Below are 12,310 nucleotides of genomic sequence, written 5' to 3'. Positions count from 1 at the left end.
ATGGCCACGCTCGTTTTCGGAAGTCTCGGCACCATGCTGGGCGGCCCCCTCGGCGGAGCCGTCGGCTCGCTGGTGGGTCGCCAGTTCGACACTGCCCTGTTCGGCGCGACCGGCCGCGAAGGACCGCGCCTCAAGGACCTCGTGGTGACCACCTCGACCTATGGGCAAGTCATTCCCCGCCACTTCGGGCGCATGCGCACGGCGGGCTCGGTCATCTGGGCGACCGATCTCGTCGAGCGCAGTGAAGTTCAGGGCACCGGCAAGGCCAGCCCCTCGGTGACGACCTATAGCTACTCCGCCAATTTCGCCGTCGCCCTCGCCAGTCGACCTATCCGCGGGCTCGGCCGGATATGGGCGGACGGGCAGCTGCTGCGCGGCATCGACGGAGAGCTGAAGGCCACCGGGATCTTGCGCATCCACACCGGCACCGGTGACCAGTCGGCGGACCCGCTGATCGCCTCGGCCGAAGGTGCGGATCGCTGTCCTGCCTATCGGGGCGTTGCTTACGTGGTATTCGAAGACCTGGATCTGTCGGGCTTCTACAACCGCATCCCCTCGTTGACCTTCGAGATCATCGCCGACGACGACTTCTCACTGCAGGACATCGTCGGAGAGGTTATCGACGAGGTCGATTGCACCATCCCGCTCACCGGCGTCGTCGGTTACACCAGCGAAAGCACCCCCGCCGCCGACTTGCAGACTTTTGCCCAGATCATGCCCCTCGAACTGGACGCTTCCGGCGAGGATCTCGTTATCGCCCGCGACCGGCGACAGTCCGCCGCCATCGCACTGCCGGAGGCCGCCGTAACGACCGGAGACGACGATTTCGGCGCCCGGACCGGCTTCACCCGCCACCGCGCGGCGCCGGGCGTGAACCCGCCCTCGATCCTGCGCTACTACGATGTGGAGCGCGACTACCAGGCCAGCCTCCAGCGTTCCACCGGACGGCCCGTTGCCGGCGAACCCGGCGCCATCGATCTCCCCGCCGCCCTCGACGCGGCCACCGCCCGCGCCCTGATCGAGCGGACCGCGCGCCGCATCGACTGGACCCGCGACCGTATATCGTGGCGCACCTGCGAACTCGACGCGCAAATGGCCCCCGGCGCGCTCGTCATGCTGCCGGGCATCGCCGGACAGTGGCGCATCCGCGAATGGGAATGGCGCGACTGCGGAGTCGAACTGTCATTGGAACGCGCCCTGCCGGCAGGAGCCGCGACGCCTCCGGCGCTCGCTTCCGACCCCGGACGCGGCAATCCCGCGCCCGATTTCCCTTCCGGCGAAACCCGCATCACCGCATTCGAACTGCCATTCGATCCGACCGCGGGCTCGCCCGACACGGTTCGCACGCTCGCCGCCGTCTCCTCGCCGGCCGCAGGATGGAACGGTGCCGCACTTTATGCCGACCGGGGCAACGGCGCTCTGCTGCCACTCGGCGCCAGTGGCCGAACGCGAGCAGTCATGGGCGCGGCATTGTCGACCCTGCCCCCCTGCGATCCACTGCTCCTCGATCGCGGCAGCCAGCTTGAAGTCCAGCTCATCGATCCAGCTATGCAACTGGCGAGCATCGATACGTCCCTTCTCGGCGAGGGTGCGAACCTGGCGCTCGTCGGCGAGGAAATCGTCCAGTTCCTGTTCGCGACGCCGCTCGGCCAAGGACGCTGGCGGCTCGAAGGCCTGCTGCGCGGCCGTGGCGGCACCGAACACGCCATCGCGTCCCATGCTGAAGGAGAGGCATTCGTAATGATGGCTTCCGAACTGGCTGCTGTCGATACAGGAATGCTCGGCTCCGCTCCAAACCGGCAGGTCCTTGCGCTCGGGCGCGCGGATGCCGAACCGGTGGCTTCCCCGGTCCATCTCGCAGGCATCACCCTGCGCCCGCTTTCACCCGCCCATGGCCGCCGTATCATCTCGACCGACGGTTCATGGACGTTCACGTGGGCGCGCCGGGCACGCGGCGGCTGGTCATGGCGGGATGGCGTGGACGTGCCACTCGTCGAAGAGGCCGAACGCTACCTCGTGACCCTCGGGCCGCTCGATGCTCCCATAGCTTTTTGGACGACCGAAACACCGGAAATCCGCATCGAGGCGGCAGTCCTCGCCCGTTATTCCTCCAAAGCCGGCGCGATGTTCCAAGTTCGTCAACAGGGTACGCATGCGCTCTCGCTTCCCCTTTCGCTCGCCCCCCTGGCCTGAACCGCTGCTCCCCGATCGACCTCACGGAGAACCTCCATGCCCGAACAGCTGAATTTCGCCGATTCCAGCCCGCGTTTCGCCCTCCCCCTGCTTCATGCCGGTCAGGCGCAGAAAGAGATCTTCGTCAACGAAGCTCTCATGCTGAGTGATGCATTGATGCACTGCCTGGTGCTCGGCGAAGCAGACGCTCCACCGGAAAACCCCGTAGAAAACGACGCCTGGATAGTTGCTCAGGACGCAATCGGCGCGTGGGCGGGCCAGGAAGACTCCGTTGCGTTGCGTCGCGGCGCAGGCTGGGCGTTCGTCACACCTCGCGACGGCTTACGCGTTTTCGATGCATCACGCGGCGCCGAGATGCTGTTTTTCGGTTTCTGGAGAAAAGCTTCGCTCCCCGTGGAACCACTTGGAGGGACGAGTGTTGATGGGGAGGCTCGGACCGCGATCAGCGATCTGGTCTCGGCTCTCCAAGCCTTGGGTATTCTACCTTCGGATTGACGGGTGCAAGGAAACAGGGGTTTCAGGGGTGTTGCAGATTCTGGATAGTGAGGGCGCAACCACCTCCCAAGCCCCCGCAAACGCGACAAATTTGCAACAGTCGCGTTTAATGTGCGCTTGCACACGTAAAGCCAAGGGGTTAGACACTCTCGCACTCGGTGGCTCCAAATCTCTTTGTAGGGGAAACGTATGAGGAAACTCGTCCTTGGACTGGCGCTGGCTTCGACCGCCTTCGCCACTCCCGCGCTGGCGCGCGACAAGTCGTGGTATCTTGAACTCGATTTCGGCGGCATGATCGTCGAAGACGCTGACACTGTCGTCGACGGTACCAGCACCACGATCGACTTCAAGAAGGGCTTCGACGGCGGCGGCGTGCTCGGTTACGACTTCGGTCCGTTCCGTCTCGAAACCGAAGCCAGCTATCGCCAGGCTGCGATCAAGAACTCCGGCGGTGCTGACGTCAGCAACCTGTCGTTCATGGTCAACGGCCTTCTGGACTTCGGTCCGGACGACGGCCTTCAGGGCTTCGTCGGCGGCGGTGCCGGTGTCGCTCGCGTCCACGCTGACGTGATCGACGATTCGGACAGCGGCTTCGCATGGCAGGCAATCGCGGGCATCCGTGCTCCGATCAGCTCGCACTGGGATGTGGGTCTGAAGTATCGCTTCATGAACGTGTCGAACGTCGACCTGGTCGGCCCGGCCGGCGAGAACATCAGCACCCGCTGGCGTTCGCACTCGCTGCTCGGCACCCTGGCGTACAACTTCGGCGAACCGGCTGCTCCGCCGCCGCCCCCGCCGCCGCCCCCGCCGCCCCCGCCGCCGCCTCCTCCGCCCCCGCCGCCGGCTCCGGTCTGCAACAAGGGTCCGTACATCGTGTTCTTCGACTGGGATAAGTCGGACATCACGCCGGAAGCGTCGACCATTCTCGACAGCGCCGTCAGCGCCTACGCGAACTGCGACAGCGTGCCGATCATGCTGGCCGGCTACACCGACCGTTCGGGTACGCCGAAGTACAACATGGGCCTGTCGGAGCGTCGTAACGCTTCGGTCCGTTCGTACCTGACCAGCCACGGCATCCCCGACGGCTCGATCTCGAGCCAGGCGTTCGGTGAAGCCAACCCGCGCGTTCCGACTGCGGACGGCGTGCGCGAGCTTCAGAACCGTCGCGTCGAGATCACTTACGGTCCGGGTTCGGGCATGTAAGCGACCGGCAACGGTACAAGATCGGGGGGTTGGAGCAATCCGGCCCCCTTTTCTTTTGCCCGCGTTACGCGAGCCGCCTTCCCCTTCCAGACACGAAAAAGCCCGGCAAGATCGCTCGCCGGGCTTTCTTTTGTACGGGGCTTGAAGATCAGGCCGCGTAAGGCGTCGGATCGGTGAGCCCGGCTTCCTCGAAGCCACCCTTGCGCAGGCGGCAACTGTCGCACAGACCACAAGCACGCCCGTCCGGCTGGGGATCGTAGCACGACCAGCTCATGCCGGGATTGAGGCCCAGACGGTCCGTCTCCCGGGCGATGTCAGCCTTGCTCATGAACTGGAGCGGCGCATGGATGCGCAGCGTCTGCCCCTCATCCCCGGCCTTGGTCGCCAGCGTGGCGATGTTCTCGAATGCCGAGATGAATTCGGGGCGGCAATCGGGGTAGCCCGAGTAGTCCAGCGCGTTGACGCCGATGAAGATGTCGTTGGCGCCGATCGCCTCCGCCCAGGCCAGCGTCAGCGACAGGAACACGAGGTTGCGCGCGGGCACGTAAGTGACCGGAATGTCCTCGCCGACACCGTCCTTGGGCACGGCGATGTCGTCGGTCAGCGCCGAGCCGCCGAAGCGCCGCAGATCGAGCGGCAGTACCACATGACGCTGCGCCCCGACGAAGCTGGCGATCTCGGCCGCCGCGTCCAGTTCGCGCCGGTGCCGCTGGTTGTAGTCGATGGTCAGCGCATTGACCGCGAAGCCGCGTTCACGCGCGATACCGGCACAGACCATGGAATCGAGGCCGCCGGAAAGCAGCACCACGGCCTGCGGAGCAGCCGAGCCCGGCTGCGGAGTTGTCTCTTCATGCATGACTGCCCCGCTACGCCCCTGACGCCGGGACGACAACGATCAAATGCGCAAGGTCTTCGGCAGACTCAGCTGCGGCAATCGCCCGTGCGCCGCCCTTCGGCGGAAAACGCGAAAGGCAGGCCGTTGACGATGCCCTGGCTGTCGATCTGCACCAGGCCATCGGTCTCGCGCCGGATCTGCGTGCGGCCATAGCCCTGTCCGCGACAAGTATACTGCACGGTGACCTGATCGGCCTTGTCCTCGACCACGACAGTGCTGCACGGTGCACCCGGATGGCGCAGCTGGATCAGCCGACGTCCACTGTCGAGGCAGATGTTGCGCACCGGACCACCGCGCTCGCGCAGTTCCCAGCCACCGTGCGCCAATGCATCGAGCATGCCCAGTGACTGCTGCTGCGCGTAAGCCGGCAGCGCTGCCGCTACACAGGCGGCCAGTCCAAACACCGCAAGAGAAGACTTCGAAAACATTCCGTCGCACCCTGAAAACGTCCCGCCGCTTACAACATCGGCAGGGGCGCCCCGGATTTCAAGTCACCCATAGGTGTGGCGAGAGTATGACGCTCGCTTGTGCTACTCAGGCCGGGACGCGCAGCACCTTGGAACAGAACGCGCAATCGACCGGGATGTGCCCATCGTCGTCGCGCATGTCCTCCAGCTGATCCTCGGGGAACTTGGACAGAATCGAGAGATAATGCTCGACAGTGCAGCGACAGCCACGGCTCAGCGGCAGCAGCGGCTCGACGCGCACTTCGCTTTCCTCGTGGAACAGGCGCCACGCCAGTTCCTCCAGCGTCAGCACCGGATCGACCAGTTCGGCGGCCTGCACCGTTCCCGACAGGATCGCGACGTGCTCCCAGTCCGGGTGGTCTTCCTGGACGTGCAGGCGCTCACGCCCTTCCTCGCCGTCCGGGAAATGCTGCACGAGCATGCCGCCCGCCACGCAGCGCGGCCCGTTCGAGCGGACCGCGATACGGATCAGCGTCGGCAGCTGCTCCGACTGCGCGAAATAGCTCTCGCAGGCATGCGCCAGCGACGCCCCCTCCAGCGGTACGATGCCCTGATAGCGCTCGCCGCTGGTCGCGAGATCGAAAGTGATCGCCAGGAAGCCCTTGCCGAACATCGTCTCGAGCGAGCATTCCTCCTCCAGCGCCCCGACCATCGCGGGGTCGTGGCGCAAGTAGCCGCGCAGTTCCCCGTTGCGATAGTCACAGACCAGCAGGTCCACCGCGCCGCCCTCGGCCTGCGCCTGGAACGTCAGCTGGGCGTTCTCGTCCTTGAGCAGCGAACCCATCAGCGCAGTCAGCACCAGCGCCTCGGCCAGCACATGCTTGACCACCTTGGGATAGTCGTGCGCCGAAAGCACCGTCTCAAGCACCGGGCCAAGCCGCACCATGCGCCCGCGCACGTGGCGCGCGGGCACGGTGAAGGCGAGCACCCGGTCGAAGCCGGTATCGTCGCGCAGCAGGTCGTCTTCGATCACAGCTTGCCCAGCGCCCAGAGCAGGACCGACTTCTGACCGTGGATGCGGTTCTCGGCTTCGTCCCACACCGCCGACTGCGGACCGTCCATGACCTCGTCGGTCACTTCCTCATTGCGATGCGCGGGCAGGCAGTGGAGGAAGGTCGCCTCGGGGCGGGCGGCGGCCATCAACGCGGCATTGACCTGGTAGGGCTGCATCGCGGCGACGTGCACTTCGCCGCCCGGCTGGCCCATCGAAACCCAGGTGTCGGTGACGACGACCTGCGCCCCGGCCACAGCCTCACGCGGGTCGTTGGTGAGGATGACTTCGCCCCCGGCCTCGCGGCAGCGCGCGATGAAACCGGCGTCCGGCTCGTAGCCCGCCGGGCCGCCGATGCGGATGGTGAACTTCATCAGCCCCGCCGCCTCGATCAGCGAGTTGGCGACATTGTTGCCGTCGCCCAGCCACGCGAGCTGGAGGCCAGGCAGCGCATGGCCGTGCTCCACGATCGTCAGCAGGTCGGCGACGATCTGGCACGGGTGCGACAGGTCGGTCAGGCCGTTGATGACGGGGACGTCGGCGTAGTGGGCCAGTTCCTCGATCTTGGCGTGGTCGTCGGTGCGAATCATGATCGCGTCGACCATGCGGCTGAGAACGCGGGCGGTGTCAGCGATCGATTCGCCGCGACCGATCTGCGTGGAACCTGCCTCCAGGATCAGCGCCGAGCCGCCAAGCTGGCGCATCGCCATGTCGAACGAGACGCGGGTGCGGGTGGAGTTCTTCTCGAAGATCATCGCGAGCGTGTGCCCGGCAAGCGGCGCATCGGCGTCGGCACGGCCCTTGGCCCAGCCCGCACGCGCTGCCTTCCGGTCGATCGCGTCGTTGATCATGGCGGCGAGGGTATCGCCGCCCGCATCGGACAGACTCAGGAAATCCTTCATCACACGCTCGCTTCGATCTTGTAGTCCGCCGCTGCGGCGGAGAGCTTTTCCATGAACTCGTCGATGTGGCTGTCGTCGATGACGAGCGGGGGCAGCACGCGCACCACGTTGTCGCCCGCCGAGACGGTGAGCAGCCCGTGGTTGTCGCGCATGTGCGCTACGAAAGCGCGCGGCTCGACCTTCATCTTGAGGCCGATGAACAGGCCGCGCCCGCGCACCAGTTCGAAGAGATCGGGATAGTTGCCGATGAACTGTTCGAGGCGGGCCTTGATCCGCTCGCCCTTGGCGCGCACGTCCGCGAGGAAAGCCTCGTCCGGGATCACGTCGAGGATCGCGCCGATCGCCGCCATGGCGAAGGGGTTGCCGCCGTACGTCGAGCCATGCGTGCCCGCGACCATGCCGCGCGCCGCCTTCTCGGTGGCGAGGCAGGCGCCGACCGGGAAGCCGCCACCGATGCCCTTGGCGGTCGCCATGATGTCCGGCTCGATGCCGTACTGCTCATAGGCGAAGAAAGTCCCGGCGCGCCCGACGCCGCTCTGCACTTCGTCGAGGATCAGCATGAGGTCATGCTCGTCGCACAGCGCGCGCAGGCCCTGCAGGAATTCGTCGGTGGCGATGCGGATGCCGCCTTCACCCTGGATCGGCTCGACCATGAAGCCCGCCGTGTTCGGACCGATCGCGGCCTTCGCAGCCTCCAGATCGTTGAATTCGACGTACTTGAAGCCGGGCAGCAGGGGCAGGAAGCCCTTGTGCATCTTCTCTTGGCTGGAAGCGCTGATCGTGGCCATCGTGCGGCCGTGGAAAGCCTGGTTGAAGGTGATCAGCTCGTACTTCTGTTCGTTGCCGACCGACTGGTGATAGGCGCGCGCGGTCTTCATCGCGCACTCCACCGCCTCGGCGCCCGAATTGGTGAAGAACACCGTGTCCGCGAACGTCAGGTCGACGAGGCGCTTCGCCACGGCCTCACCCTGCGGGCTGCCGTAGAGGTTGGAGACGTGCATCAGCGTCTCGGCCTGCTTCTGGATCGCGCCGACGAGGCCGGGATGCGAATGGCCGAGCGCGTTGACCGCGATGCCGCTGGCAAAATCGAGGAAACGGCGACCGTCCTCGCTGATGAGATGGCAGTGTTCGCCGCGAACGGGACGCACGCCGCACCGGGGATATACGGGCATCAGCGGGGTAATGGACATGTCGGCATTCCTTGCAGAATCGAGCCCCCAGAACGCGGGTCTTGGCGGGCCTTAGAGAAATCTCGCTTTGAAGATCGCAAACGACAAATGGCGGCCCTACCGGACCGCCATTTGCGCGCGTTTAGATGTTTGCAGCCTCCGGGTCAAACGTCCTTAAGGAGTTCTGGCCCGGAGGAGTGCAGGCAGGATCAACCCTGACGCGGCTGCAGGTTGACCGCCGAGTACTTGCCTCGTCGATCGACCTCGATGTCGAACTCAACCTGATCGCCTTCGTTGAGACCGGACATGCCCGAGCGCTCAACCGCACTGATGTGCACGAATGCGTCCGGCTGGCCGTCATCACGGGTGATGAAGCCGAAGCCCTTCATGGAGTTGAAGAACTTGACAGTGCCGGTGGCCTTCTCCCCGGTGAGCTGGCGCTGCGGCGCCGGCTCGCGCTTGGCGACGGGGATCACATCGCCAACGACCACGAGGTCGGTTGCCGATACCTTGCCACCGCGATCGACGAGCTGGAATTCGAGCTGCTGGCCTTCGGCCAGACCTTCGAGGCCGGCGCGCTCGACCGAGCTGATGTGCACGAACACATCGTCGCCGCCTTCGTCGCGCTGGATGAAGCCGAAGCCCTTGGCTGCGTTGAAGAACTTTACGACGCCCTTGCCCTGGCCGACGACCTGTGCAGGCATGCCGCCACCGCCGCCGCCGCCACGGCCGCCGAAGCCGCCGCCACCACCGCCGCCGAAGCCGCCGCCACGGTTGCCACCGCCGAAGCCGCCACCGCCGCCGCCGAAGCCGCCGCGATCACCGCCGCCGAAGCGATCTCCGCCACCAGCGTAGAACGGATCGAACTCGTCTTCTCCGCCCCGCTTATTGTCGCGTCCCCTTCCGCGACGACCTCTATCAAAACCCATGTCTACTAGCGTACCTTCGCTGCGCCCCAGAAGTATTCGTCAGGCGGGCGGACGATCCACGCCAAACGTCAGGCAAGCGGCCGGGCTAAGGCCCGACCCTCTCCTGCGAACATGACTCTTACACGACTCCAAACGCGATGGCGAACGGAAATGCGAGGTCTTTGCAGTGCTTCACGACGAATTAGCGGTTTTTAAGCGACGAATGGGCTTGCCTCAACGCTCCGAAGCGTCTTGAAGGCCGGTTTCCGGCACCGCCCGGCCGCTCCACTACGGGAGAATGCGCAGATGTTCCGTCAGATTACCGAGACCGTCTTCGCCAGCCCGCAGATCGACGCCGCCATGGTTGCGGAGGCCAAGGCGCTCGGAATCGTCCGCATCGTCAACAACCGCCCCGAAGGCGAGAGCGAGGACCAGACCCCCGGCGACGCCATCGAGGCCGCAGCCCGGGAAGCGGGTATCGACTACGTCGCGATTCCCGTGACTCATGCCGGGTTCAGCCAGGCACAGGTCGATGCGATGGAACAAGCGCTCGACATCGAGGGGCCGGTGCTCGCCTATTGCCGCTCGGGCACGCGGTCGACACTGCTGTGGGCGCTGGCCCGCGCCAAGGCCGGTGACAGCCCGGCGGTGATCGCCTCGAAGGCAGCCGGTGCGGGTTATGACGTCAGCCCGGTGCGCCAGTTGATCGAGATGCTGTCCGCCGGACGATAAGCCGAATACGCCCGCACGGACGGGCCATGATCAGGGCGCTACCAACAACTAGAGCGCGTCGTCACCCTGTTCGCCAGTGCGGATTCGCACGGCGCGGTCGAGGGGAAACACGAAGATCTTGCCATCGCCGATCTCGTCGTTGTTGGCGTGCGCGCGGATGATCTCGACGATGCGCGGCGCCATCTCGTCGGTCACCGCGATCTCAAGCCGTAGCTTGGGCAACATGCTCGAGGTATATTCGGCCCCGCGGTAAACTTCGGTCTGCCCTTTCTGGCGACCGTGCCCGCTGACTTCCGAAACCGTCAGGCCGGACACGCCGGAAGCAGCCAGCGCCTCCTTCACTTCGGTGAACTTGAACGGCTTGATGATGGCCGTGACGTACTTCATGCGCGTTCCCCCACTCGTCACCCCGCAGGCGCAGCATCCCACAAGTCGCATGCATAAAAAAGGGGCCGGAGCGGCTGGCTCCGGCCCTTTGAAGGTTGTGTTCGCAGGAGGAACATCGGTTGGCGACGACGGGAGGGAGGAGAGGAGGAAGTTCCCGCCGCCGCCAAACTGGAGATTCTTAGTTGTAGGCGCGCTCGCCATGCTCGCCGATGTCGAGGCCATCGGCTTCGACTTCGGGAGTGACGCGCAGGCCGGTGACTGCCTTGGCGATGAAGATCGCGATCACGGTGCCGACGGTCGCGAGGACCACGGTGGCGAGGACCGCCTCGATCTGGATCACCAGTTGCGTACCGATGGCGAAGTCCGCCTTGCCGGGGCCGCCGAGCGACGGGGCATAGACGATGCCGGTGCCGATGGCGCCGACGATGCCGCCGATGCCGTGGACGCCGAATGCGTCGAGCGCGTCGTCATAGCCGAGCATCGGCTTGAGCTTGCTGACCGCGAAGAAGCAGATGATCGAAGCCACGGCGCCCAGCACGATCGCGCCGAACGGGCCCGAGTTGCCGGCAGCCGGGGTGACCGCGACGAGACCGGCGACGACGCCCGAGCAGAAGCCCAGGGCCGAACCCTTGTGACCCGCCAGACGCTCCGCGAGCATCCAGAACAGACCGGCCGAAGCGGTGGCGACGAAAGTGTTGATCATGGCGAGCGAAGCCGCGCCGTTGGCCGAGAGCGCCGAACCGGCGTTGAAACCGAACCAGCCCACCCACAGCAGGCCGGTGCCGACCATGGTCAGCGTCAGCGAGTGCGGCGGCATCGGCTCGGCCGGGAAGCCCTTGCGCTTGCCGAGGATGATAGCGGCGACCAGCGCCGAGACACCGGCGTTGATGTGGACGACGGTGCCGCCCGCATAGTCGAGCGCACCGAGGCCGAAGAAGTAACCGGTCGGTGCCCAGACCATGTGCGCGATCGGGAAGTACACGATCGTCAGCCACACGGCCGCGAAGACCATGACCGCCGAGAACTTGATACGCTCGACCGTGGAACCCAGGACCAGCGCGACGGTGATCGCGGCGAAGGTCATCTGGAAGCAGGCGAAGACGTATTCGGGGATGGTGCCCGAAACCGAATCGGGGGTGACGCCCGCGAGGAACGCCTTGCCGAAGCCGGCGACGAAGGCATTACCGCCCTCACCGAAGGCCATCGAATAGCCGTACATGACCCAGATAAGCATGGCGAGCGAAGCCGCGGCGCCGATCTGCGTCATCGTCGAGAGCATGTTCTTCGAGCGGGTCAGGCCGCCGTAGAACAGCGCGAGGCCGGGGAGGATCATCAGGAAGACGAGGACGGTCGAGGTCATCATCCAGGCGGTGTCGCCCTTGTCGACAGTCGGCGTCGCGTCCTGTGCGAAGGCGGCGGTGGAGACGGCAAGCGACGTGAGTGTCGCACCAATTCCACCGAAAATCTTGCGGTTCATCATGAAAGCTCCCCTCAGAGCGCGGTGTCGCCAGCCTCGCCGGTGCGGATGCGCACGGCCGAAGCGAGGTCCAGGACGAAGATCTTGCCATCACCGATGGCCTCGGTGCTTGCGACCTGCTGGATCGTCTCGACGATCTTGGGCGCCAGATCGTCAGGCGCGGCGACCTCGATCTTCACCTTGGGCAGCATGTTGGTCGAATATTCGGCGCCGCGGTAGATCTCCGTCTGACCCTTCTGGCGGCCGAAGCCCTTCACTTCCGAGACGGTCATGCCCGCGACGCCGATACCCCCAAGGGCCTCGCGAACCTCGTCCAGCTTGAAGGGCTTGATGATGGCTATGATGAACTTCATGCCTATCCCCTGTTAGCAACCGGCCCCAGCGCCGGTTAACCGAGACTAAGCAAGGGGCATGCCAATTTACCAACTGGCAAGAATCGGTGCCGATTCAACAGGCGGATAAACCGCAGGTCGCGCAAGGAGCACGCCGCG

13 protein-coding genes are annotated in these 12,310 nt (G+C 65.4%); 4 read left to right on the top strand and 9 right to left on the bottom strand.

What is annotated here, in order from left to right; translation table 11 throughout:
* The 3 genes from PKE80_RS00375 (at nt 1) to PKE80_RS00365 (ending at nt 3,891) form a co-directional block, all read left to right on the top strand.
* The gene (locus PKE80_RS00375; RefSeq protein ID WP_271180805.1) at nt 1-2,193 is read left to right on the top strand and encodes a GTA baseplate fiber-binding domain-containing protein; all 2,193 of its coding nucleotides are present in this window, start codon (nt 1-3) and stop codon (nt 2,191-2,193) included.
* A gap of 36 nt (nt 2,194-2,229) precedes the next feature.
* The gene (locus PKE80_RS00370; protein WP_271180804.1) at nt 2,230-2,688 is read left to right on the top strand and encodes a DUF2793 domain-containing protein; all 459 of its coding nucleotides are present in this window, start codon (nt 2,230-2,232) and stop codon (nt 2,686-2,688) included.
* A 189-nt stretch (nt 2,689-2,877) separates the two neighbouring features.
* Nucleotides 2,878-3,891 carry an OmpA family protein gene (locus PKE80_RS00365; protein WP_271180803.1) on the top strand — a complete coding sequence of 338 codons (1,014 nt, stop codon included), beginning with the start codon at nt 2,878-2,880 and terminating at the stop codon, nt 3,889-3,891.
* Nucleotides 3,892-4,039: 148 nt separating this feature from the next.
* Here the strand turns inward: PKE80_RS00365 and queC are convergent, their stop codons facing one another.
* The 6 genes from queC to PKE80_RS00335 form a co-directional block, all read right to left on the bottom strand.
* Nucleotides 4,040-4,747 carry a 7-cyano-7-deazaguanine synthase QueC gene (gene queC, locus PKE80_RS00360; protein WP_271180802.1) on the bottom strand — a complete coding sequence of 236 codons (708 nt, stop codon included), beginning with the start codon at nt 4,745-4,747 and terminating at the stop codon, nt 4,040-4,042.
* Nucleotides 4,748-4,812: 65 nt separating this feature from the next.
* Entirely contained in the window at nt 4,813-5,214 is a 402-nt protein-coding gene (locus PKE80_RS00355; RefSeq protein WP_036529925.1) for a DUF3617 domain-containing protein, read from the bottom strand.
* Nucleotides 5,215-5,320: 106 nt separating this feature from the next.
* Nucleotides 5,321-6,226 (bottom strand): Hsp33 family molecular chaperone HslO, encoded by a 906-nt coding sequence (hslO, locus tag PKE80_RS00350; RefSeq protein ID WP_271180801.1) that lies wholly within the window; start codon nt 6,224-6,226, stop codon nt 5,321-5,323.
* Nucleotides 6,223-7,146 (bottom strand): ornithine carbamoyltransferase, encoded by a 924-nt coding sequence (argF, locus tag PKE80_RS00345; protein WP_370424831.1) that lies wholly within the window; start codon nt 7,144-7,146, stop codon nt 6,223-6,225. The genes hslO and argF overlap by 4 nt, the downstream gene beginning before the upstream one ends.
* A complete protein-coding gene (locus PKE80_RS00340; protein WP_271180799.1) occupies nt 7,146-8,336 on the bottom strand; it encodes an aspartate aminotransferase family protein in 1,191 nt (396 codons plus the stop codon). The genes argF and PKE80_RS00340 overlap by 1 nt, the downstream gene beginning before the upstream one ends.
* A gap of 188 nt (nt 8,337-8,524) precedes the next feature.
* Nucleotides 8,525-9,244, bottom strand: coding sequence for a cold-shock protein (locus PKE80_RS00335; protein ID WP_271180798.1), 720 nt, complete (start codon nt 9,242-9,244; stop codon nt 8,525-8,527).
* Between the two features lie 285 nt (nt 9,245-9,529).
* Here PKE80_RS00335 and PKE80_RS00330 point away from each other — a divergent pair, with 285 nt between their 5' ends.
* Nucleotides 9,530-9,955, top strand: coding sequence for a protein tyrosine phosphatase family protein (locus PKE80_RS00330; RefSeq protein WP_271180797.1), 426 nt, complete (start codon nt 9,530-9,532; stop codon nt 9,953-9,955).
* Nucleotides 9,956-10,003: 48 nt separating this feature from the next.
* On the opposite strand, the gene PKE80_RS00325 is transcribed toward PKE80_RS00330, so the two are convergent.
* The 3 genes from PKE80_RS00325 to PKE80_RS00315 all read right to left on the bottom strand — a co-directional run bounded on the left by PKE80_RS00325 (nt 10,004) and on the right by PKE80_RS00315 (nt 12,172).
* Nucleotides 10,004-10,342, bottom strand: a complete 339-nt coding sequence (locus PKE80_RS00325; RefSeq protein WP_271180796.1) for a P-II family nitrogen regulator — start codon at nt 10,340-10,342, stop codon at nt 10,004-10,006.
* A 178-nt stretch (nt 10,343-10,520) separates the two neighbouring features.
* On the bottom strand, nt 10,521-11,819 hold the full coding sequence (locus PKE80_RS00320; protein ID WP_271180795.1) for an ammonium transporter: 1,299 nt from the start codon (nt 11,817-11,819) through the stop codon (nt 10,521-10,523).
* Between the two features lie 14 nt (nt 11,820-11,833).
* Nucleotides 11,834-12,172, bottom strand: a complete 339-nt coding sequence (locus PKE80_RS00315) for a P-II family nitrogen regulator (protein ID WP_008832047.1) — start codon at nt 12,170-12,172, stop codon at nt 11,834-11,836.
* Nucleotides 12,173-12,310 lie beyond the last annotated feature (138 nt).

It is taken from the genome of Novosphingobium resinovorum (genome assembly GCF_027922145.1).
GTDB classification, from domain to species: domain Bacteria; phylum Pseudomonadota; class Alphaproteobacteria; order Sphingomonadales; family Sphingomonadaceae; genus Novosphingobium; species Novosphingobium resinovorum.
This window is presented reverse-complemented; position numbering and strand designations above follow the sequence as displayed.

What these genes read in the sequence shown, in the direction of transcription:
- PKE80_RS00375 (WP_271180805.1), top strand. Translation starts at nt 1, where the DNA reads ATGGCCACGCTCGTTTTCGGAAGTCTCGGCACCATGCTGGGCGGCCCC.
- PKE80_RS00370 (WP_271180804.1), top strand. Translation starts at nt 2,230, where the DNA reads ATGCCCGAACAGCTGAATTTCGCCGATTCCAGCCCGCGTTTCGCCCTC.
- PKE80_RS00365 (WP_271180803.1), top strand. Translation starts at nt 2,878, where the DNA reads ATGAGGAAACTCGTCCTTGGACTGGCGCTGGCTTCGACCGCCTTCGCC.
- queC (WP_271180802.1), bottom strand. Translation starts at nt 4,747, where the DNA reads ATGCATGAAGAGACAACTCCGCAGCCGGGCTCGGCTGCTCCGCAGGCC.
- PKE80_RS00355 (WP_036529925.1), bottom strand. Translation starts at nt 5,214, where the DNA reads ATGTTTTCGAAGTCTTCTCTTGCGGTGTTTGGACTGGCCGCCTGTGTA.
- argF (WP_370424831.1), bottom strand. Translation starts at nt 7,146, where the DNA reads ATGAAGGATTTCCTGAGTCTGTCCGATGCGGGCGGCGATACCCTCGCC.
- PKE80_RS00340 (WP_271180799.1), bottom strand. Translation starts at nt 8,336, where the DNA reads ATGTCCATTACCCCGCTGATGCCCGTATATCCCCGGTGCGGCGTGCGT.
- PKE80_RS00335 (WP_271180798.1), bottom strand. Translation starts at nt 9,244, where the DNA reads ATGGGTTTTGATAGAGGTCGTCGCGGAAGGGGACGCGACAATAAGCGG.
- PKE80_RS00330 (WP_271180797.1), top strand. Translation starts at nt 9,530, where the DNA reads ATGTTCCGTCAGATTACCGAGACCGTCTTCGCCAGCCCGCAGATCGAC.
- PKE80_RS00325 (WP_271180796.1), bottom strand. Translation starts at nt 10,342, where the DNA reads ATGAAGTACGTCACGGCCATCATCAAGCCGTTCAAGTTCACCGAAGTG.
- PKE80_RS00320 (WP_271180795.1), bottom strand. Translation starts at nt 11,819, where the DNA reads ATGAACCGCAAGATTTTCGGTGGAATTGGTGCGACACTCACGTCGCTT.
- PKE80_RS00315 (WP_008832047.1), bottom strand. Translation starts at nt 12,172, where the DNA reads ATGAAGTTCATCATAGCCATCATCAAGCCCTTCAAGCTGGACGAGGTT.